The organism is Streptomyces sp. AM8-1-1, from assembly GCF_032229325.1.
GTDB classification, from domain to species: Bacteria; Actinomycetota; Actinomycetes; order Streptomycetales; family Streptomycetaceae; genus Streptomyces; species Streptomyces achmelvichensis.
Genome location: NZ_CP135086.1, coordinates 4263482 through 4283844 on the forward strand (window position 1 = coordinate 4263482; position 20363 = coordinate 4283844).

A 20363-nucleotide genomic window follows, 5' to 3' on the forward strand; every position below is an offset into this window, starting at 1 on the left:
TGCCCGTCGCGGCGGAAGGGCCTCTTCCCCCTGACCTGAGGCGCACTGCCCCTGAGGGTCTCCTCCACCTTCAGGAGGTGAGGCCGGCACCAGCCGTACAACCTGAGGCGGACATGCCTTCGGGACCTGTGGCCGATCCGCTGAGTAGCACCCGCTCCTAGCGTGGACCTATGACCACGCCAGTCTGCACAAGCGTCTCGAGGCCCGCCGTGCCGGTGCCTCCGTCGTACGGCGCCGGCCCACGGCATGCGCCCCATGCTCGCTATTCGTCGTTCTCGTCGTACGTACGGGCGCGGGGGCCCGTGCTGCTGCGTACCGCCCGCTCGCTCACGGCGAACCCGAGCGACGCCGAGGACCTGCTGCAGACCGCGCTCACGAAGACGTATGTCGCGTGGGAGCGGATCGAGGACCACCGGGCGCTCGACGGCTATGTCCGCCGCGCCCTCCTCAACACCCGCACCTCGCAGTGGCGCAAGCGCAAGGTCGACGAGTTCGCCTGCGAGGAACTTCCGGAGCCGGAGACCGTACCGGCGGCGGACCCGGCCGAGCAGCAGGTGCTGCACGACGCCATGTGGCGCGCCGTGATGAAGCTGCCGGACCGGCAGCGCGCGATGGTCGTCCTGCGGTACTACGAAGACCTCAGCGAGGCCCAGACCGCCGAGGTGCTCGGGGTGTCCGTCGGCACGGTCAAGAGTGCGGTGTCCCGGGCGCTGAGCAAGCTCCGCGAGGACCCGGAGCTGTCCCCTGTGCGCTGAGCAACACCGTCCGTGACCAGTTCCCCTACCCGGGGGTAGTGACATACCGCGCGGTACGTGAGCAGAATCTTCCCACCTTTACTGCCACGTAGCGCTAGCGCCCACCGGGAGGACGCCGTGCTGAGCACCATGCAGGACGTACCGCTGACTGTGACCCGCATCCTGCAACACGGGATGACGATCCACGGAAAGTCGCAGATCACCACCTGGACCGGAGACGCCGAGCCGCAGCGGCGCAGCTTCGCGGAGGTGGGCAGCCGTGCGACACAGCTGGCCAACGCGCTCCGTGACGAGCTGGGGGTCGACGGAGACCAGCGGATCGCCACCCTGATGTGGAACAACGCCGAGCATGTCGAGGCGTACTTCGCCATCCCCTCCATGGGCGCCGTACTGCACACACTCAATCTCCGCCTCCCCGCCGAGCAGTTGGTGTGGATCGTCAACCACGCCGCCGACCGGGCCGTCATCGTCAACGGTTCCCTGCTCCCGCTGCTCGCCCCGCTCCTGCCGCACCTGCCCACGATCGAGCACATCGTGGTCTCCGGCCCCGGCGACCGCGGTCTGCTCGCCGAGACCGACGCGACGGTGCACGAGTACGAGGACCTGATCGCGGGCCGTCCGACCACGTTCGACTGGCCCGAGCTGGACGAGCGGACCGCCGCCGCCATGTGCTACACCTCCGGCACCACGGGCGACCCCAAGGGTGTCGTCTACTCCCACCGCTCGATCTACCTCCACTCGATGCAGGTCAACATGGCCGAGTCGATGGGGCTGACCGAGCGGGACACCACGCTCGTCGTGGTCCCGCAGTTCCATGTGAATGCCTGGGGCCTGCCGCACGCCACCTTCATGACCGGCATCAACATGCTGATGCCGGACCGTTTCCTTCAGCCCGGACCGCTCGCGGACATGATCGAGCGCGAGAGGCCCTCGCACGCGGCGGCCGTCCCCACCATCTGGCAGGGACTCCTCGCCGAAGTCACCGCCAACCCCCGCGACCTGACCTCGATGACGCAGGTCACCATCGGCGGCGCGGCCTGTCCGCCGGCCTTGATGGAGGCGTACGACAAGCTCGGCGTACGGCTCTGTCACGCCTGGGGCATGACGGAGACCTCCCCGCTCGGCACGATGTCGCACCCGCCGGCCGGTCTGTCCGCGGAGGAGGAGTGGCCGTACCGCATCACCCAGGGCCGTTTCCCCACGGGCGTCGAGGCCCGGCTGGTCGGTCCCGCCGGTGAGATCCTGCCGTGGGACGGCGTCTCCGCCGGTGAGCTGGAGGTCCGGGGCGCCTGGATCGCGGGCTCGTACTACGGCGGTGCGGGCGGCGAGGACTTCAAGCCCGCGGACAAGTTCAGTGAGGACGGCTGGCTGAAGACCGGCGACGTCGGCCTCATCAGCCCCGACGGCTACCTCACGCTGACCGACCGGGCCAAGGACGTCATCAAGTCCGGCGGGGAGTGGATCTCGAGCGTCGATCTGGAGAACGCGCTCATGGCCCACCCGGAGGTCGCCGAGGCCGCGGTGGTCGCGGTGCCCGACGACAAGTGGGGCGAGCGTCCGCTGGCGACGGTCGTCCTCAAGGAGGGCTCGACGGCGGACTATGAGTCGCTGAAGGCCTTCCTCTCCGAGAAGGTCGCCAAGTGGCAGCTGCCCGAGCGCTGGGCGGTGATCCCGGCGGTCCCGAAGACGAGCGTGGGCAAGTTCGACAAGAAGGTGATCCGCAAGCAGTACGCGGACGGTGAGCTGGACGTCACCCAGTTCTGACCATCACGCGTCGGGGGCGGTGTTTCACGTGAAACACCGCCCCCGACGCATCAGTTGATGCCCTCGGCCAAAGCCCCGGCCACCGCCGTCAGTTCGTACCGATCTTCGCGAGCAGGTCGACGATCCGCGACTGGACCTCGTTACTGGTGGAGCGCTCCGCGAGGAAGAGCACCGTCTCGCCCGACGAGAGCCGCGGCAGCTCGGCCCGGTCCAGGCCGGCCGAGGTGTAGACGACCAGAGGCGTCCGGTTCAGCTGGCCGTTCGCCCGCAGCCAGTCGATGATCCCGGCCCGGCGGCGGCGCACCTGCATCAAGTCCATCACCACGAGGTTCGGCCGCATCTGGGTCGCGAGGGTGACGGCGTCCGTGTCCGCACCGGCCCGAGCGACCTGCATTCCGCGGCGCTCCAGCGTCGCGGTGAGCGCCAGCGCGATCTCCTCGTGCTCCTCGATCAACAGCACGCGTGACGGGTGCTGTTCGCTGTCCCGAGGGGCCAGCGCCTTCAGCAGGATGGCCGGGTCGGCGCCGTAGGCCGCCTCCCGGGTGGCCTGCCCCAGTCCGGCCGTCACCAGGACGGGGACCTCCGCGGCCACCGCGGCCTGGCGCAGCGACTGCAGCGCGGTCCGGGTGATCGGACCCGTCAGCGGGTCGACGAACAGGGCCGCGGGGAACGCGGCGATCTGTGCATCGACCTCTTCGCGCGAGTGCACGACGACGGGACGGTAGCCCCGGTCGCTCAGCGCCTGCGAGGTCGAGACATCCGGCGCCGGCCACACCAGCAGGCGGCGCGGATTGTCCAGCGGCTCCGGGGGCAGCTCGTCGTCGACGGGCTGCGGCTGCGGCCGGTTGGCCACCTCCACCGCGCCGCCGGGACCGTCCAGCGGCTCCGGGCCCTCCGCGCCTTCGAGGGGTGCGCCTATGGCGTACGACCGGCCCTCGGACCGCTCGGCGGGGAGCAGCGACCCGTTCTGGGTCTGTGCCTGTCCCTGTCCCTGGGGTTGCGACTGCCCTTGGGTCTGGCCCTGCGTCGGAGCCTGTGCCGGGGCGGCCTGCGTCTGCGGATGCGGGCGGGCCGTGGTGGCGGCCGGCTCCGGGCGCTCCCCCTCGGCGGACCGCGTCCCCAGCTTGCGACGGCGTCCGGCGCCGAGCGTCTGGTTCTGCTTCTCGGCGATCTGCTGCGAGAACGGCACACCCTGTCCGAGTGTGCGGACGCTGAATGCCCGGCCCTGTGAGGCGTCCGCCGGGACCGGTGCCTCCGCGGGCAGCGGCTGGGCGACGCGCGCCTGCGCGGGCCGCGGCGCGGTCTGCGGCTCGGCGGCGGGCTCCTCGAACGCGGGCATCGGCAGGGCGACCGAGCCGGTGCCCTGCGACGTCGCGGCACCCGACTGACCCGGCGCCGCCTCGTCCTGCGTCGCCGCGTGCTGCCCGTTCGTACCGTCGTCGGTGGCGCGCGGATCGAATTCGGCTGCGTCCCCCCACCCGGGCGGGGCGTCCGGCATCGCACCCTGAGCGGGCGCCTGCGGCTGCGGCCGCGCGCGCCGCCGACCTGTCGGGGTGGGGTGCTGCTGCGGCGGCGTGTGATGGTCGGTGCCCGGCTCCGTACGGACGGAGTCGTGTCGGCCCGGCAGCGAGGCGTCCGCCTCACCCGCCCTCGGCGGGATGCGGTCGGCCTCGGCGGGCGGCAGCGCGAACGGGGTGCGCGGTGCTTCCGGCTCGGCCGGAGCCGCCGCCAGTGCCCTCCTGGCCCGGCGGCCGGAGGGGCGCGTCTCGATCGCGGTCGAAGCCGAGGAGGCCGGGGCGGCGGACGGAGCCGCGGGCAGCTCCGGCATCGCACCGTGCCGCGCTCGACGGCCCGAGCCCGGCCCGTCGACGGAGACACCCTGCGGCGGCACCGTTTCGCCGAGTGCGGCGCGACCGGACTGGGCGGCGCCCTCCGCGGCCGTCACGACGGAGCCCTCGGTCGGCCTGCCGCCACCGGCGGTGACGGCGACGGACTCCTCGGCAGGGCTCGGCCGGCCGCGTCGGCGACCGGTTCCGCCACCGCCCGCGTGGGCGGCATGGCTGCCGCCCGAGTCCTGGGCCGGGATCAGGTCCTGCTGCGGCTGTTCGCCGTGCGCGCGACGCCGGCCTGTCGGCGGCGCGGCCACCGGGTCCTCCATCGCGACGGGGCTCTCCAGGAACGCGTCCGTGGAAGCCCGCCGCGCGCGCCGCCGGCCACCGCCCGACGTGCCGGGGGAGCGCTGCGGCTGCGGAGGCGTCTGCTCCGGCAGGGCCAGCATCGCGCCGTGCTCCGGCGGTGCCACGGTTCCCGAGCCCTCGCCCAGCGGCAGTTCCAGGACATACGCGCTGCCGCTCATCCCCGGCACCTCGTGTGTCTGCAGCACTCCGCCGTGCGCCCGCACGATTCCGCGCACGATCGGCTCGTGCACCGGGTCTCCCCCGGCGAACGGCCCGCGCACCTCGATCCGTACGACGTCACCGCGCTGCGCGGCCGCCACCACGATCGTGGAGTCCACATACCCGCCGCCGGGCATCAGCTTGGCCTTGCCGGTGGAGTCGACACCGGCCACGTCCGCCACCAGGTGGGCGAGCGCCGTCGCCAGCCGTCCGGCGTCCACCTCGGCCTCGATCGGCGGAGCGTGCACCGCGAACTGCGCCCGCCCGGGGCCGATCAGCTCGATGGCACCCTCGACGCCGGCCGCGACGACCGCGTCGAGCAGCACCGGGATCTTGTAGAGCTGTTCCGCACCCGTGTCGAGCCGCTGGTAGCCCATGACGTTGTCGACGAGCGTCGTCATCCGGGCATAACCGGCGGCCAGGTGGTGCAGGATCTGGTTGGCCTCGGGCCACAACTGCCCCGCCGGGTCGGCGGCCAGGGTGGCCAGTTCGGAACGGAGTTCCTCCAGCGGCCCCCGCAGCGACTCGCCGAGCACGGCGGTCAGCTGGTCATGGCGGGCGGCGAGCTCGGTGTACTGCTCATCCCGGCTCTCGATCTCCGCGGTGTAGCGGTCCGCGCGGTCGGCCAGCTCGGCCGTGAACCGTTCGGTGGTCTCCTCCAGCTCCTTGCCGAGCCGCTCGGTCGTCTCCGTGAGTTCGGACTTGTGCTGCTGGCTCAGCTCCTCGTAAGGACGGCGGTCGGTGAAGGTCATCACCGCGCCGACGAGCTGGTCGCCGTCCCGCACCGGCGCGGTCGTCAGATCGACCGGCACCTGCGAGCCGTTCTTCGCCCACAGCACCTGTCCGCGCACCCGGTGCTTGCGCCCGGACTTGAGGGTGTCGGCGAGCGCCGACTCCTCGTACGGGAAGGGCTCGCCGTCCCCGCGCGAGTGCAGGATCAGCGGGTGCAGCTCCTTGCCGCCGAGGTCGCTCGCCCGGAATCCGAGGATCTGCGCTGCCGCCGGATTGACCAGGACGACGCGTCCGTCGGTGTCCGTACCGACCACACCCTCGGCCGCGGCACGCAGGATCATCTCGGTCTGCCGCTGCGAACGCGCCAGCTCGGCCTCGGTGTCCATCGTTCCGGACAGGTCCCGCACGACGAGCATCAGCAGCTCGTCGCCGGTGTAGCCGCTGTACGAGTCGTATGCCTCGCGTCCGTCCTCGAGGCTCGCGCTGGTCACCTCGACGGGGAACTCGCTGCCGTCCGTGCGCCGCGCCACCATCCGCGTGGGCTTGGTCCGCCCGCGCTCGTCGGCCGCCTCGGGGCGCCGCATCGAGCCGGGGATCAGCCGGGAGTCGAAGGCGGGCAGCAGATCGAGCAGCCCGCGTCCGACGAGTGCGGTACCGGGCGTCTCGAAGAGTTCGAGGGCGATGGTGTTGGCGTTGACGACCGTGCCGTTGCAGTTGACGAGCACGAGGCCGTCCGGAAGGGCGTCGAGTATGGCTGCGAGGCGAGCAGCGCCTCGGGATGGCCTGCTGCTCACGACGACGGTTCCTCCCTGACCTACTGCATATTGCGGACGGCCGGTCCCATCTTGCCCCTCGGGCTTCAGCCTGTCACTGGAGGGAGTCTAAAGGCAGGCGAGGGGGCCGGGGCGGCGGATGAGGGGGAGCTCTCACCAAGGTTGTGTGCACAAGCGGTACCGCCGGGCGCTATGACCTGGTGTTCGGCAGCACGGGCTCCATCGTGCGCCACCGTGAGATTTCGCAGCCGTTCGCCCGGTTGAACGTGGCGTCCACCCTCTGTCCCTGCCATGTGCCGGTGACCCGGGCGGTGGCCGGCCCCCCGGACTGCATGGTGCACATCTGGTCCTCGGGAACCGGCGCGAACGGATTACGCCTCTCCTTCGCGAGCTCGTCCAGCCGCGCGCACGCCTTGGCGGCTGCGGGGTGGGTGCCGCCGGCCGGGTCGCACATCAGCTCGTAGGTGCCGTCCGTCCGGGTGTTCCCGGTGTCGGAGACGATCACGGTCAGCCGGTCGGGGTCGGGTGCCGACAGCAGCGGCAACGGGAACGGCAGAGGGGTCGCTCCCGCGGCGGGTACGGCGCCGGCCAGCGCGGCGGCGGTCACGGTTGCGGTGAGGACGAGGCGGCGCAGCATGGGTGCTCCTGGATCCGGGAGTGAGGGACCGTGCGGGGGCGCGGATGCCCCGGCATCTCTAACGCTCCGTGCGCCCGGGCGTTGCGCAACCGGACCGCGCCGCCCGGACTACGGGCGCTCCGACCGGCCGACGGGCCCGGCGGCCCGTGCTTTGCCCTCCGGCCTGCGGGCCTAGTACCGTGGACGGCGATTGGTGACACCCCGCTCGGCTGTGTCATCATCTGCACGCACCACTCGCGCCCGCGTGAGTGTGCTGGAGGCGTCGCCTAGTCCGGTCTATGGCGCCGCACTGCTAATGCGGTTTGGGTCTTAAAGCCCATCGAGGGTTCAAATCCCTCCGCCTCCGCCAGTTGATCACCGAAGCCCCGGCCCGCAGGCCGGGGCTTCGGTCGTCCTCGGCGGGCTGTGCTTCTTCGGGCGTACGTGCGGGGATTCTTGGCCGCTGAGTCGCTGTTTTCGCAGGTCAGCTGGGGTTTGCTTAACGGATTTCACCTCACGGCGCGGGTCATGTAATGTTGTTCCCGCAACGCCGACCAGGCAGAAAAGCCCGGAACGCCAAGCACTCGTAGCTTAACGGATAGAGCATCTGACTACGGATCAGAAGGTTGCAGGTTCGAATCCTGCCGAGTGCACACTGCTCAAAGCCCCCTCGGGATCACTCCGGAGGGGGCTTTGTCGTGCCGTGCAGCAGCGAAGTACAGCAAGGGCTGATCGTCGTCAGCCGGTACGCGCATCGCGTCCGACGGCTTGCCGATCGCGGCGCGCACCTGTTCCTCCCTCGCCTCGGCGCAGACCTCCATCGTCAGGGCGATGCGAGAGTGCCGCAGGATCCGCTGTGCCACCTTCGGGTGGACCTCGAGGGCGACCGGGAGAGAACTGCACGGACCTCGTGTCCGTGGTGTACGCGCCAACGGATCACAGGACCGAGTTCGGGGTCGGGGAGCGTCTGGTCGGTGGATTGCGGGCGGTATGACGGTGTGTCTGTACGACCACACAGGGTGCGTGTGGCTTGATCGTCGGGCGGTCCCGGCAGGGGCCCGAACACCAACCGACATCCGTGGCACGTCCTGAGTGCCGCGCTCATCGTCGAGGAGCCCCCACCGTGAGACCGACCCTGCAACATGCCATGCTCCAGCGACGTGGCGCCGGAGCCGCCGGTGAGCGGAGGCGCCCGGCCAGGCGTGCTGCGGTCCTGCTCGCCACGGTGGCACTGCCGGCGGCACTGGTCGTTCCCACGGCCACGCCCGCCGTGGCGGCGCCCGTGACCGTCACCTTCAACGCAGGCGCCAACCAGCCCTTCACCGTCCCGTCCGGCGTCACCCAACTGACCGTCACCGCCACAGGCGCCGCAGGACAAAACGGGTCCGGCGGCGGCACAGGAGGCAACGGCGCCACCGTCACCGGCACCGTCACCGTGCCGCCGAGCACCACCACCCTCTACGTCAACGTCGGCACGGGCGGGGGCGCCGGCGGCGGACCCGCCACTACGGGCGGTGCCGGCGGCGGATCCAGCGATGTCCGCACCTGCAGCTCGGCCGGTCCCGGCTGCACCCTGACCGGCGTCCCCGGCACGGACCCCCGTCTCATCGTCGCGGGCGGCGGAGGCGGCGGAGGAAGCGGCTTCCCCCCCACTTACCTCAACCCGGAGGCCACCGGCGGAGACGCCGGAATCACCGGGGGTGCCGGCGGCAGCAGAACGAACAGCGGCCAAGGCGGCGGCGGCGGAACCCAGACCGCCGGTGGCACAGCCGGAGCAGCATGCCCTGCCGTCGGTACATCCGGCACTCCGGGCACAGGCGGTGCGGGCGGCACCGGCGGAGGCGGCTTCGGGGCGGGCGGAGGCGGGGGCGGCTGGTTCGGTGGAGGCGGCGGCGGAGGCTGCAACCGTATTGATTTTCCTCCCGCTTACGGTCCCGGTGGTGGCGGTGGTGCGTCGAACCGTGTCCCCACGGGTGGTACCTCCGGACCTGCAGTGGGGCCGGCCCAGGTGACCGTCACCTACGAGCCGGCGCCCCCCACCTGCGCGACCGCCACGGCCACCATCACCGGTACCAATGGCAACAACATCCTGATCGGCACTCCCGGCAATGACGTGATCTTCGCTCTCGGCGGCAACGACGTGGTCGACGGCCGCGGTGGCAACGACATCATCTGCGGCGGCGACGGCAACGACGTACTGTCCGGCGGTGACGGCAACGACCGCATCGAAGGCGGCAACGGCGCCGACAACCTGAACGGCAACAACGGCAACGACGCCCTCTTCGGCGGTCCCGGCAGCGACGCGCTCTTCGGTGGCCCGGGCACCAACACCAACGACGGCGGCCCCGGCACCAACGTCTGCTTCAGCCCCTCCACCGGACCCGGCTGCTTCTGACCTCGCCCCACACGCCTCCGACTTGATCGACGAACATCAGAAACGGGCCCCAGCACATCCGCCCGTGATCGGCGGACGAGCTGACAGAAACGGAGGGCGCTGCCTCCATTCCGGTGAGTTCGCCGCTCACCGAACTCACTTCACACGTTCGTGATCGTTCGTCCTTATATGCGACAGATCAAGCGCGTAGCCGCGACCCTGGCAAGCTCCGCCGTCATCCTCACGACCATGACCGTCACCTCCGCCCACGCCGCGCCGCTCCCGGGCATCGGCACCGGCACCGGCATCGGTCAGAACCTCAACCTGCTGACCGCCATCCTCGCCTTCGTCAGGCGGACTCTCGCCTAGGCCGCGGACGAGTGTGCAGACGCGAGAGGCCCCCGGAGGCGATCCGGGGGCCTCTCGCGTCGACGCGCGGGCGAACCGTGTCAGGCGCGCTGGGCCCGGTCGTACACCTTCTTCGCCAGGGCGCCCATGATCTCTGCCTGCATCTCCGTCGGGGTCAGGGAGTCCAGCGAGCTGTTGACCGAGACCAGGACGCCCTTGCCGGTGGTGGTGTTGAAGTCGGCCAGCCACGGGCCGCCGCTGGAGCCGCCGGTCAGGTCGCAGGAGATGGCCTGAAGGCCGTGCTTCTTCTTCGGCTTGCCGACGCAGCGGAGGAGTTCCTCGCCGCGCTGGGGGCGGGTGGCCGAGTAGCCGAAGGCGGAGATCGTGCCGCCGACGGCACGGTTGAAGGCGACGGCCTGGCCGCCCACGACGTCGGTGAGCTTGCGGCCCTTCTTGTCGGGGTCGACGACCAGCGTGGACAGGTCGTCGGTGGAGTCCGTCTCCCAGGTGCGCGGGGTCATGGCCGAGCGGACCGCGAACGCGCCGTACGGCTGCTGGCCCTTGCCGTAGGCGGGGACGAACACCATGTCGGTGTTGGTGTTGACGGGAGACGAGCCGCGTCGCACGCAGTGGGCCGCGGTCATCACGGCGGAGCGGTTGGCGCTCTTCACGGCCGTGGCCGTGCACCAGGTGTCGGCGCCGGACGCGTTGACGAAGAAGAGCCGCCCCACGGTCTTCAGCGTGGTGCCCCGCCACGGCTTCGCCTTCGGGCCGGTCGGGCCGAGGTCCACGGACTTACCGACGGCCTTGATACGGGCGGGTGTCCAGTAGGCGAGGGCCGTGCGGCGTTCCTTGGCGGTGTACGACAGGACGGAGACCGGGTCGGGCGCGGCCGCACGGGTCTGCCCGGCGGCGGCGGTCGCCGTGGCCGGGGCGACGAGGGCGAGAGCCGTACCGGCGACGGCGAGCACCGTGGCCCGGCTGCGAAGGCGCCGGATCATGGAAGGGGAGGTCGTGGGCATCGCGGATGTCTCCTCGGTCGGTGCGGGCAGCGGACGCGGGGCGCCGGTCCGCACGGCAAGACCGGGGAATCCGCCGGTTCGGTTGGCGCTGTCGATGATCTGTGACACACGTGTCTGGATCCGCGCCCGGTCGGCGGTGATCGACCACCGACCGGGCGCACAAGGAGAGTTGGCGGCGAGAGTGAGGTGTTCGCCCTCCGGCCGGACCGCCGTCGGCGGGGGCCGGAGCAGCCACCCTGCGGCGACCGCCCCTGTCCGGTAGCGTCCGAAAGAGGCCTTGTGCACCGTTAAGGGGCCTCGTGCACCGTTGGGTGTCCGACAGAAGGAGCCGGGATGCGCCGGATCGTCGTCGTCGAAGCCCCTTCCGTGCTCGGGCTGCGGCCCTCCGGGGTGGAGGAGTTGCCCGCGGCCCTGATCGGGGCCGGTCTGGCCGAGCGGCTGGGGGCCGTCCACGGCGGGCGGGTCGAGGCGCCGGCGTATGTGGCCCGGCGGGACCCCGCGAGCGGGGTGCTCAACGCGGCCGCGATCGCGCGGTACTCCGGCGAGCTGGCCGACGTCGTCGCCGGAGTGCTCGATCAGGGGGACTTCCCGGTCGTCCTCGGCGGGGACTGTTCGATCCTCCTCGGCAACCTCCTCGCGCTGCGGCGGCGCGGACGGTACGGGCTGCTGTTCCTCGACGGGCACACCGACTTCTATCAGCCGGCCGCGGAACCGAACGGCGAGGCCGCCTCCATGGAGCTCGCGCTCGCCACCGGCCGCGGGCCCGACGTACTCACCGATCTGGAAGGACTCCGGCCGCTCGTACGGGACGAGGATGTCGTGGCCCTCGGGTTCCGCGACACCGACGAGTCCACGGAGGCCGGGATGCAGCCGCTGCCGCCGGAGCTGCACGCCGTCGGTCTCGATGCCGTGCGGGCGGCCGGCGCCGAGGAGGCGGCCCGGGAGGCGGTCGGACGGCTCGGGGAGTACTGGGTGCATCTCGATGTGGACGTTCTCGACGACGCCGTCATGCCGGCCGTCGACTACCGCATCCCCGGGGGCCTGAGCTGGGCGGAACTGGAGAGCGTGCTCGGGATCGCGCTCGGTGACGAGCGTGCTGTCGGGTTCGACGTCACGATCTTCAACCCCCGCCTCGACCCCGAAGGCCTGATCACGGCCCGGCTCGTCGAATGTCTGCACCGCGGGCTCTCCGCGCGGATCGGCCGGAACTCGGCCTAGACCCGGGGCCTGTGTCAGTGCTCTCGGGTAACCTCCGCGTTTTCGGCCGGAGGTGCGTATGGCATGGCGGTGCTCCGGGCTCGGCTGGCCGCGCGGGGCGCGGATGGCCGTGCTCCGGTGGGACGGCGGGCGGATCAGTCCGCTGACCGCGGGCAAGGCGCTCGGGTTCCGTGCCGAAGGGGTCCGGAGCTGTGTCGGGGCGCGTGGCAATGCCTGCCCGCTGCGGGCCGTCGTGCCGGGGCGGGCCACCCAGGCCCGGTGTCCGGAGTGCGCACGGCTGGATCGCGCGCACTCGGTGGCGGCCGACACCATCGCCGACGACCCGCGGACGTACCGCGTCTATCTGGCCTGGTTCGGCCCCGGGATGGTCAAGGTCGGCATCACCGCCGAGGAGCGTGAGTCCGCGCGGCTGCTGGAGCAGGGCGCCGTCGTCTTCAGCTGGCTGGGGCGGGGGCCGCTGATGGCGGCGCGGCGTACGGAGGAGCTGCTGCGCAGCGCGCTGGGGGTGCCGGACCGGATTCCGTACGCCCACAAGAGGGCTGTGCGGTGCGAGCTGCCGGGTCCCGCCGAGCGTGCCGCGGAGGTCGAGGACCTGCACGGGCGGGCGCTCGCGCTCACCGGCTGGGCCGAGTCGCTGGAGCGGCTGGAGTTCCTGGCGGTCGACCACGCCGAGGTGTTCGGGCTCGGCCGGCTGCCGGCGCCCGGGGCGGTGGTGCGGGAGCTGACCGACGGCGGCGCCGTCGCGGGAACGCTGCTCGCGGCCGCCGGGCCCGATCTGCATCTGCGGACCGCGGAGGGTGAACTGGTCATCCTCGACACCCGGTTGATGACGGGCTGGTCGCTCATCGGGGCCGATCCGGCGGCGGGCGTCTCCGTGCCGACGGCCGACGCCAACGCGGGGGGCGGGGCCGTGCAGGACGGCTTGTTCTGACGAGTGGCGTACCGGTGCCGGACGGGATGATCAACGGAGTCCCGGGCCGTCCGGGAGGGCTCTCGCCGCACCACCAGCCCCGATGGCCGGGCCGTATGAGACTGCTCGCCGCACCACCAGCCCCGCCGGCCGGGTGGCCCGATGCCCGCGTGGACCCGGTGATCCGGCAGCCCCGGCCGTCATGAACCGGATCACGTTCCGATCCCGTACCGCGAAGCCGGTGGACACCCCACGGACCGGCGTCCGAAGGTGGGCGTCATGACCAACAAGCCCGTCAGCGACCAGGCCACGGAGGCCGCGGACGTACGCGCGTTCTGGGGCCGGCTCGGGCTCCCCGGGCTCGTCGACGTCCACACCCACTTCATGCCGGAACGAGTCCTGGCCAAGGTGTGGGCCTACTTCGATGCCGTGGGGCCCATGACGGGCCTGGAGTGGCCCATCACCTACCGGCACGAGGAGGAGCAACGGGTCACTCTGCTGCGTGAGTTCGGGGTGCGCGCCTTCACCTCCATGCTCTACCCGCACAAGGCCGGCATGGCGGCCTGGCTCAACGGCTGGGCCGCCGACTTCGCCGCCCGGACGCCGGACTGCCTCCACACCGCGACCTTCTTCCCGGAGGAGGGCGTCGAGACCTATGTCCGCGAGGCCCTCGACCGCGGCGCACGGATCTTCAAGTCGCATCTCCAGGTCGGCGCGTACGACCCCAACGATCCCCTGCTCGACCCGGTGTGGGGACTGCTGGCCGAGGCCGGTGTGCCCGTGGTGACGCACTGCGGCTCCGGGCCCGTGGCCGGCAAGCACACCGGGCCCGAGCCGGTCGGCCGGCTGCTCGCGCGGCATCCGCGGCTGCCGCTCGTCGTCGCGCACATGGGCATGCCCGAGTACAGCGATTTCCTCGACCTCGCCGAGCGCTACACGCAGGTACGGCTGGACACGACCATGGCCTTCACGGACTTCAGCGAGCGCATGGCCCCCTTCCCCCAGCAGCACAAGGGGCGGCTCGCGGATCTCGGCGACCGGATCGTGCTCGGCACGGACTTCCCCAACATCCCCTATCCGTACGTCCATCAGCTCCGCGCCCTCGAGGAGCTCGGCCTCGGGGACGACTGGCTGCGGGCCGTCTGCCACGACAACGGCGTCCGGCTCTTCGCGCCCGGCGGTCCCGGAGAAGACGCGGTCGCTGAGGCGACCTGAGGCGATCCCTGAGGAGAAGCGGTCCCCGAGGAGCCCCGGTTCTCAGGCAATTCACAGAAAGGCGCAAGAGCCTTTTCACGGCCGGGTCGCAGGCTGGCCGCATGACCGCGACCACGCCTCAGGGGCGTACCGAGTTGCTCAGGCCGGACGGCAGCCCCGTCCGCGTCCTCGTCGTCGACGACGAGACCGCGCTGAGCGAGCTGCTGTCGATGGCCCTGCGCTACGAGGGCTGGGAAGTGCGCAGCGCGGGCGACGGCGCGGGCGCTCTCCGGTCCGCGCGCGACTTCCGGCCCGACGCCGTCGTGCTGGACGTGATGCTGCCCGACATGGACGGGCTCGCGGTCCTCGGACGCCTGCGGCGTGACATGCCCGAGGTGCCGGTGCTCTTCCTGACCGCGAGGGACGCCGTCGAGGACCGGATCGCCGGGCTCACGGCGGGCGGCGACGACTATGTGACCAAGCCCTTCTCGCTGGAGGAGGTCGTGGCGAGGCTGCGCGGACTGATCAGGCGCTCCGGGACGGCGGCCGCGCGGAGCGCCTCGCTGCTGGCGGTCGGCGATCTCACCCTGGACGAGGACAGCCATGAGGTCTGCCGGGCCGGTGACGCGATCCATCTGACGGCGACGGAGTTCGAGCTGCTGCGCTATCTGATGCGCAATCCGCGGCGCGTGCTCAGCAAGGCGCAGATCCTCGACCGGGTGTGGTCGTACGACTTCGGCGGCCAGGCCAACGTCGTCGAGCTGTACGTCTCCTATCTGCGCAAGAAGATCGACGCCGGGCGGCCGCCGATGATCCACACCCGGCGCGGAGCCGGGTATCTGATCAAGCCCGGCGAGTAGTGCGGGGGATGCGCGGCCGCAGATGGTCGCTGCGGACCCGGCTGGTGGTGTCCGCGGTGGCGCTGATCGCCGTGGTCGCGTCGGTGATCGGGGCCGTCACGACGATCGCGTTCGGCAGCTATCTGTACGGCAAGCTCGACGACCAGCTGCGCGGCATCGCGGTCCGCGCCGACCTGCCCGGACGTCCGCCTCCGGTACCCGGGGACACCGAGGGCCCGCTGGACTTCCTCGGCGGCGGCGGTCAGCCCTTCGGCACGGTCGGGGCGTTGGTACCGGACGGTGGCAGCGCGGGGTCCGAAGGCGCGAGGACCGTCGAGAACACCACTCCCGGCTACCGCCCGGACGACACCACGCCGCTCGATGCCGCGCAGCTCAGGGCGCTCGGCACGGTGCCCGCGGACGGCGAGGTGCACGACGTCACGCTGCCGGGGCTCGGCGGCTATCGCGTGATGTCCCTGCCCACGACGACAGACGGGTCGACGGGCGACGGGACCGTGAGCGACGGAGCGGCGGACAACGGGTCGGCCGGCGAAGGCACGGTTCTCGTCGGGATTCCGGCCGGCGAGGTGGAAGACGCGCTGAGCACGTTGATCCTCGTCGAGATCTGTGTGGCCGCGACGGGCCTGCTGGCGGCCGGTATCACCGGTACCGCGCTGGTCGGTGTCGCGCTGCGACCGCTGCGGCGCGTGGCCGCCACCGCCACCCGGGTCTCCGAACTCCCCCTGCACAGCGGCGAGGTCGCCCCGCTGGAGCGGGTGCCGGACGCCGAGGCCGATCCCCGCACCGAGGTCGGACAGGTCGGAGCCGCGCTCAACCGCATGCTGGACCATGTCGGTTCGGCGCTGACCGCCCGCCAGCAGAGCGAGACGCGGGTACGGCAGTTCGTCGCCGACGCCAGCCATGAGCTGCGTACGCCACTGGCCTCGATCCGCGGTTACGCGGAACTCACCCGGCGCGGCCGGGACACCGTCGGACCGGACACCCGGCACGCCCTCGGCCGGATCGAGTCCGAGGCCACCCGGATGACCGGTCTGGTCGAGGATCTGCTGCTGCTGGCGCGCCTCGACGCGGGACGCCCGCTCGACCGCGAGCGCACCGACCTTCCTCCCCTGGTCGTGGACGCCGTCAGCGACGCCCGCGCGGCCGGTCCCGATCACACCTGGCGGCTCGAACTCCCGGTGGAACCGGCGGCGGTCGGGGGCGACGCGGCCCGGCTCCATCAGGTCCTGGTCAATCTGCTGGCCAACGCCCGTACGCACACACCGCCCGGCACGACCGTCGTCGCCCGGGTGCAGGACCGCGGTCCCACCGTCGTGCTGGAGGTGGAGGACGACGGGCCCGGCATCCCGCCCGAACTGCTCCCGTACATCTTCGAACGGTTTGCGCGCGGGGACGCGTCCCGGTCCCGCACCGCGGGGTCGACCGGGCTCGGACTGGCGATCGTGGACGCGGTGGTGAGCGCGCACGGCGGTCGCGTCGGAGTCAACTCCCGCCCCGGGCGCACCGTGTTCGGCGTCGAACTGCCCACGTGGAACGACCCGCCGGGCGCCACTGATCCCCTCTCACAGACAGGGCACAGGCGCATCACACAGCCGTGACAGCCCTCCTGACGAGTGTCGTGACATGCGAACCGACATCCCAGAGGGAACCCTGCCGGCCCGGGAGCATCTGCTCGCCGGCACGGCCGGGCCGCCCGTACTCGACGTCGTGATCCCGGTCTACAACGAGGAGGCCGACCTCGAAAGATGCGTGCTGCGGCTGCGCGAACACCTCGCGCGGACCTTCCCGTACGGCTTCCGCATCACCGTCGCCGACAACGCGAGCACCGACAGCACGCCCCGGGTGGCGGCCGAACTCGCGGCGACCGTCCCCGAGGTGCGGTCGTACCGGCTGGAGGAGAAGGGGCGGGGGCGGGCCCTGCGGACCGTCTGGTCGCACTCCGATGCCCCCGTACTCGCCTACATGGACGTCGATCTGTCCACCGACCTCAACGCGCTGCTTCCGCTCGTCGCCCCGCTGATCTCCGGGCACTCGGATCTCGCCATCGGCTCACGGCTGGCCCGCTCGTCGCGGGTGGTGCGCGGGCCGAAGCGGGAGTTCATCTCGCGGGCCTACAACCTGATTCTGCGCGGCTCGCTCGCCGCGCGGTTCTCGGACGCCCAGTGCGGGTTCAAGGCGATACGGCGCGAAGTCGCCGAGCGGCTGCTGCCGATGGTCGAGGACACCGGCTGGTTCTTCGACACCGAGCTGCTGGTGCTGGCCGAGCGCGCCGGACTGCGCATCCACGAGGTGCCGGTCGACTGGGTGGACGACCCGGACTCGACCGTGCACATCGTGAGCACGGCGACCGAGGACCTCAAGGGCGTCTGGCGGGTGGGACGGGCCCTGGCGGTCGGCGCGCTGCCGCTGGACCGGCTGGCCCGCCCCTTCGGCGACGACCCGCGCGACCGGCAGCTCAGCGGGGTGCCCGGCTCGCTGGCGCGTCAGCTGGTCGGCTTCTGCGCGGTGGGCGCGCTCTCCACGCTGCTCTATCTGCTGCTGTACTCCGCGTTCCGGCTGGGAGCCGGCCCGCAGACGGCCAACGCGTCCGCCCTGTTGCTGTCGGCGATCGCCAACACGGCGGCCAACCGGCGGCTCACCTTCGGTGTGCGGGGGCGGGACCGAGCGGTACGGCACCAGGCGCAGGGCCTGGTCGTGTTCGCCATCGGGCTCGCGCTGACGAGCGGTTCGCTGGCCGCACTGGACGCTGCCGCGGGCGATGCCTCGCACGGCACCGAACTGGCGGTGCTGATCGCGGCGAACCTGGCGGCGACGGTGCTGCGCTTTCTGCTGTTCCGGGCGTGGGTGTTCCCGGACCGGCGGGGGGCGCCGGCACGGAGTGAGGCATCCCGGACGTGGGCGGTCCCGGAACCCGATGAGGGACCGCGGCCGCGAGGGTTCCCGGACCGCGCGCCGGACGCATGTGCGGTCTCCGACCACACCTGGGACGACACCGCGCAGCTGCGCGCCGTCCCGCACGACAACGACCCGAGGGCCGCACGATGACGACGACACACGACAGCCACGCCTACCCTCCCCCGCCCGGCAATGCGCCCGGCAATGCGCTTGGCGATCCGCCCGGCAACGCGTCCGGTCCCGACGGCCTGGTGGCCGGGCCCGCGCAGGGACGCCCCGGACGCGGGGGACCACCCGGCGGCGGACCCAGGGGCGGACACGCGGCCGGCGGACGGGGAGCCCGGACGGCAGCCCGGCTGTGGCGCGGCCGGGCCGGTGACGCCCCCTGGGTACGCCCGGCCTTCCTCGGTCTGCTGCTCATCACGGCGGTGCTCTACAGCTACGACCTGACCGCGTCCGGCTACGCCAACTCCTTCTACTCCGCCGCCGTCCAGGCGGGCAGCGAGAGCTGGAAGGCCTTCTTCTTCGGGTCCTCCGACGCCGCGAACTCGATCACCGTCGACAAGCCCCCGGCCGCGCTGTGGCCGATGGCCCTGTCCGTACGGCTCTTCGGGCTCGGCTCCTGGCAGATCCTGGTGCCCGAGGTGCTGATGGGGGTCGGCACGGTGGCGGTGGTGTACGCGGCGGTGCGCCGGCGCTTCACTCCCGCGGCCGGGCTGATCGCGGGCGCCGTGCTGGCCGTGACGCCCGTCGCCGCGCTGATGTTCCGCTTCAACAACCCCGACGCGCTGCTGGCGTTGCTGATGACGGTCGCCGTCTACTGCGTGCTGCGCGCGCTGGAGGGTGCGCGGACGGCATGGCTGGTCTGGGCGGGTGTGGCGATCGGGTTCGCGTTCCTGACCAAGACCCTCCAGGCGTTCCTGATCCTGCCGCCCCTGGCACTGGTGTACGCGGTGTGCGCGCCGACGACACTGCGGCGGCGGCTCGGCCAGCTCGCCCTCGGCGGGCTCGCGATCGTCGCCGCGGGCGGCTGGTGGGTGGCGATCGTCGAGCTGTGGCCCGCTTCCTCGCGCCCGTACATCGGCGGCTCCCAGAACAACAGCTTCCTGGAGCTGACCTTCGGCTACAACGGTCTCGGCCGGATCAACGGCGACGAGGTCGGCAGCGTGGGCGGCGGCGGTGGTGGTGGCGGGGGCCGCTGGGGGAGCAGCGGCATCGGCCGGATGTTCGACGCGTCGATCGGCGGCCAGATCTCCTGGCTGCTGCCCGCGGCTCTGCTGCTGCTCGTCGCGGGTCTCGTCGTCACCTGGCGGGCCGGGCGGACCGACACCGCGCGGTCGGCGTTCCTGGTGTGGGGCGGCTCGCTGCTGATGACCGCGGCGGTCTTCAGCTTCATGGCGGGGATCTTCCACGAGTACTACACGGTGGCGCTGGCCCCCTCCATCGCGGCCCTGGTCGGCATGGGCGTCACCGTCCTGTGGGAGGAACGGCACGCGTTCGCGGCCTCGGCGGCACTGATCGTGACGGTCGCGGTGACAGCCGTGTGGTCCTTCACCTTGCTCGGCCGGACCCCCGACTATCTGCCGTGGCTGCGCTGGGCGGTGCTCATCGGCGGCCTGGCGGCTGCGGCAGGGCTTCTGCTCGCGGGGCGTGCGGGCCGGCGGGGACCCCGGCTGTCGCTGGGCGCGGCGGCGCTTGCCCTGGTCGCGGCACTGGCCGGACCGGTGGCGTACTCCCTCACGACCGTGAACGAGGGGCACGCCGGCTCGATCGTGACCGCCGGTCCCGCGGCGGCGCGGGGCGGTGGGGGCATGCGCGCCGGCGGGCCGGGCGGCGACGGTGGACGGGTGCCGCCGGGGCAGCAGGGCCAGGGGCAACAGGGGCAAGGCCCGGGGCAGGGGCAGCAGGGAGGTCCCGGTGGCGGGGCGGCTCAGCCCTCGAACGGCCTTCCCTGGCAGGGCGGTCCGGCCCAGCGCCAGGGCATGGGGCCCGGCGGTGCGGGCGGCGGCGCTCGCGAGGGTGGCGGGGGAGGCGGCATGGGCGGCCTGCTCAACGGAGCGACCGTGAGCTCCGAGGCCGAGGCGACACTGCGGCAGAACGCGGGCGACTACACCTGGGTCGCCGCGGCCATCGGCTCCCAGAACGCGGCCGGCTACCAACTCGCCACCGGTGAGCCGGTGATGGCGATCGGCGGCTTCAACGGCAGCGACCCGTCTCCGACGCTCGCCCAGTTCAAGGAGTACGTCGCCGCAGGGAAGATCCACTACTTCGTCGCGGGCGGCCAGGGCGGCCAGGGCGGCCAGGGCGGTGGACAAGGCGGCGGGCCCGGTGGCAACAGCAGCTCCGCGATCACCTCGTGGATCGAGTCGACCTTCACGGAGGTGACCGTGGGCGGCACGACCCTGTACGACCTGACCGCCGAGAAGTAGTGCCAGTTCAGGGTCGCTGTACGGCGTAAGGGAGTTTGCTGTACGGTGTACAGGATATACCCCGTACACCGTACAAG

14 protein-coding genes and 2 tRNA genes are annotated in these 20363 nt (G+C 72.1%); 12 read left to right on the plus strand and 4 right to left on the minus strand.

All coding sequences use genetic code 11. The features are described from left to right. The first annotated feature begins 170 nt into the window (after positions 1 to 170). Positions 171 to 755, plus strand: coding sequence for a SigE family RNA polymerase sigma factor (locus RPQ07_RS19225; protein ID WP_313945403.1), 585 nt, complete (start codon positions 171 to 173; stop codon positions 753 to 755). Between the two features lie 117 nt (positions 756 to 872). Further along, on the plus strand, positions 873 to 2519 hold the full coding sequence (locus tag RPQ07_RS19230; RefSeq protein WP_313945404.1) for a long-chain fatty acid--CoA ligase: 1647 nt from the start codon (positions 873 to 875) through the stop codon (positions 2517 to 2519). A gap of 88 nt (positions 2520 to 2607) precedes the next feature. Here RPQ07_RS19230 and RPQ07_RS19235 read toward each other — a convergent pair whose 3' ends face one another. Both RPQ07_RS19235 and RPQ07_RS19240 read right to left on the minus strand, forming a co-directional pair. Continuing rightward, the gene (locus RPQ07_RS19235; protein ID WP_313945405.1) at positions 2608 to 6441 is read right to left on the minus strand and encodes a PAS domain-containing protein; all 3834 of its coding nucleotides are present in this window, start codon (positions 6439 to 6441) and stop codon (positions 2608 to 2610) included. Positions 6442 to 6610: 169 nt separating this feature from the next. After that, a complete protein-coding gene (locus tag RPQ07_RS19240; protein ID WP_313945406.1) occupies positions 6611 to 7057 on the minus strand; it encodes an SSI family serine proteinase inhibitor in 447 nt (148 codons plus the stop codon). 255 nt (positions 7058 to 7312) lie between these two features. Between RPQ07_RS19240 and RPQ07_RS19245 the strand changes: the two genes are divergently transcribed. Next, positions 7313 to 7406: transfer RNA gene (locus RPQ07_RS19245), tRNA-Ser, on the plus strand. Between the two features lie 210 nt (positions 7407 to 7616). Continuing rightward, positions 7617 to 7689 (plus strand) — tRNA-Arg (locus RPQ07_RS19250). A 6-nt stretch (positions 7690 to 7695) separates the two neighbouring features. Here the strand turns inward: RPQ07_RS19250 and RPQ07_RS37785 are convergent. Beyond that, on the minus strand, positions 7696 to 7899 hold the full coding sequence (locus tag RPQ07_RS37785) for a hypothetical protein (protein WP_413777752.1): 204 nt from the start codon (positions 7897 to 7899) through the stop codon (positions 7696 to 7698). A 260-nt stretch (positions 7900 to 8159) separates the two neighbouring features. Between RPQ07_RS37785 and RPQ07_RS19260 the strand changes: the two genes are divergently transcribed. Next, positions 8160 to 9431 carry a hypothetical protein gene (locus tag RPQ07_RS19260; RefSeq protein WP_313945407.1) on the plus strand — a complete coding sequence of 424 codons (1272 nt, stop codon included), beginning with the start codon at positions 8160 to 8162 and terminating at the stop codon, positions 9429 to 9431. A 428-nt stretch (positions 9432 to 9859) separates the two neighbouring features. Here the strand turns inward: RPQ07_RS19260 and RPQ07_RS19265 are convergent, their stop codons facing one another. Further along, a complete protein-coding gene (locus RPQ07_RS19265; protein ID WP_313945408.1) occupies positions 9860 to 10780 on the minus strand; it encodes a peptidase in 921 nt (306 codons plus the stop codon). A gap of 333 nt (positions 10781 to 11113) precedes the next feature. On the opposite strand from RPQ07_RS19265, the gene RPQ07_RS19270 reads away from it, so the two are divergent. The 7 genes from RPQ07_RS19270 to RPQ07_RS19300 all read left to right on the plus strand — a co-directional run bounded on the left by RPQ07_RS19270 (position 11114) and on the right by RPQ07_RS19300 (position 20286). Further along, positions 11114 to 11998, plus strand: a complete 885-nt coding sequence (locus RPQ07_RS19270) for an arginase family protein (RefSeq protein ID WP_313945409.1) — start codon at positions 11114 to 11116, stop codon at positions 11996 to 11998. Between the two features lie 58 nt (positions 11999 to 12056). Continuing rightward, entirely contained in the window at positions 12057 to 12929 is an 873-nt protein-coding gene (locus tag RPQ07_RS19275; RefSeq protein ID WP_313945410.1) for a DUF2797 domain-containing protein, read from the plus strand. A gap of 258 nt (positions 12930 to 13187) precedes the next feature. After that, positions 13188 to 14123 (plus strand): amidohydrolase family protein, encoded by a 936-nt coding sequence (locus RPQ07_RS19280; RefSeq protein WP_313945411.1) that lies wholly within the window; start codon positions 13188 to 13190, stop codon positions 14121 to 14123. 101 nt (positions 14124 to 14224) lie between these two features. Further along, positions 14225 to 14962: a response regulator transcription factor gene (locus tag RPQ07_RS19285; protein WP_313945412.1), complete on the plus strand. Its 738-nt coding sequence runs from the start codon at positions 14225 to 14227 to the stop codon at positions 14960 to 14962. Positions 14963 to 14970: 8 nt separating this feature from the next. Continuing rightward, positions 14971 to 16560, plus strand: a complete 1590-nt coding sequence (locus tag RPQ07_RS19290) for a HAMP domain-containing sensor histidine kinase (RefSeq protein ID WP_313945413.1) — start codon at positions 14971 to 14973, stop codon at positions 16558 to 16560. Between the two features lie 25 nt (positions 16561 to 16585). Then, complete coding sequence (locus RPQ07_RS19295) at positions 16586 to 18007, plus strand: bifunctional glycosyltransferase family 2/GtrA family protein (RefSeq protein WP_313945414.1); 1422 nt, start codon at positions 16586 to 16588, stop codon at positions 18005 to 18007. Then, positions 18004 to 20286, plus strand: a complete 2283-nt coding sequence (locus RPQ07_RS19300; protein WP_313945415.1) for an ArnT family glycosyltransferase — start codon at positions 18004 to 18006, stop codon at positions 20284 to 20286. The genes RPQ07_RS19295 and RPQ07_RS19300 overlap by 4 nt, the downstream gene beginning before the upstream one ends. The last annotated feature ends 77 nt before the right edge of the window (positions 20287 to 20363 follow it).

Coding starts and splice junctions, on each gene's coding strand:
- RPQ07_RS19240 (WP_313945406.1), bottom strand. CDS start 7,057: ATGCTGCGCCGCCTCGTCCTCACCGCAACCGTGACCGCCGCCGCGCTG.
- RPQ07_RS19290 (WP_313945413.1), top strand. CDS start 14,971: ATGCGCGGCCGCAGATGGTCGCTGCGGACCCGGCTGGTGGTGTCCGCG.
- RPQ07_RS19265 (WP_313945408.1), bottom strand. CDS start 10,780: ATGCCCACGACCTCCCCTTCCATGATCCGGCGCCTTCGCAGCCGGGCC.
- RPQ07_RS19275 (WP_313945410.1), top strand. CDS start 12,057: ATGGCATGGCGGTGCTCCGGGCTCGGCTGGCCGCGCGGGGCGCGGATG.
- RPQ07_RS19285 (WP_313945412.1), top strand. CDS start 14,225: ATGACCGCGACCACGCCTCAGGGGCGTACCGAGTTGCTCAGGCCGGAC.
- RPQ07_RS19270 (WP_313945409.1), top strand. CDS start 11,114: ATGCGCCGGATCGTCGTCGTCGAAGCCCCTTCCGTGCTCGGGCTGCGG.
- RPQ07_RS19300 (WP_313945415.1), top strand. CDS start 18,004: ATGACGACGACACACGACAGCCACGCCTACCCTCCCCCGCCCGGCAAT.
- RPQ07_RS19295 (WP_313945414.1), top strand. CDS start 16,586: ATGCGAACCGACATCCCAGAGGGAACCCTGCCGGCCCGGGAGCATCTG.
- RPQ07_RS19280 (WP_313945411.1), top strand. CDS start 13,188: ATGACCAACAAGCCCGTCAGCGACCAGGCCACGGAGGCCGCGGACGTA.
- RPQ07_RS19225 (WP_313945403.1), top strand. CDS start 171: ATGACCACGCCAGTCTGCACAAGCGTCTCGAGGCCCGCCGTGCCGGTG.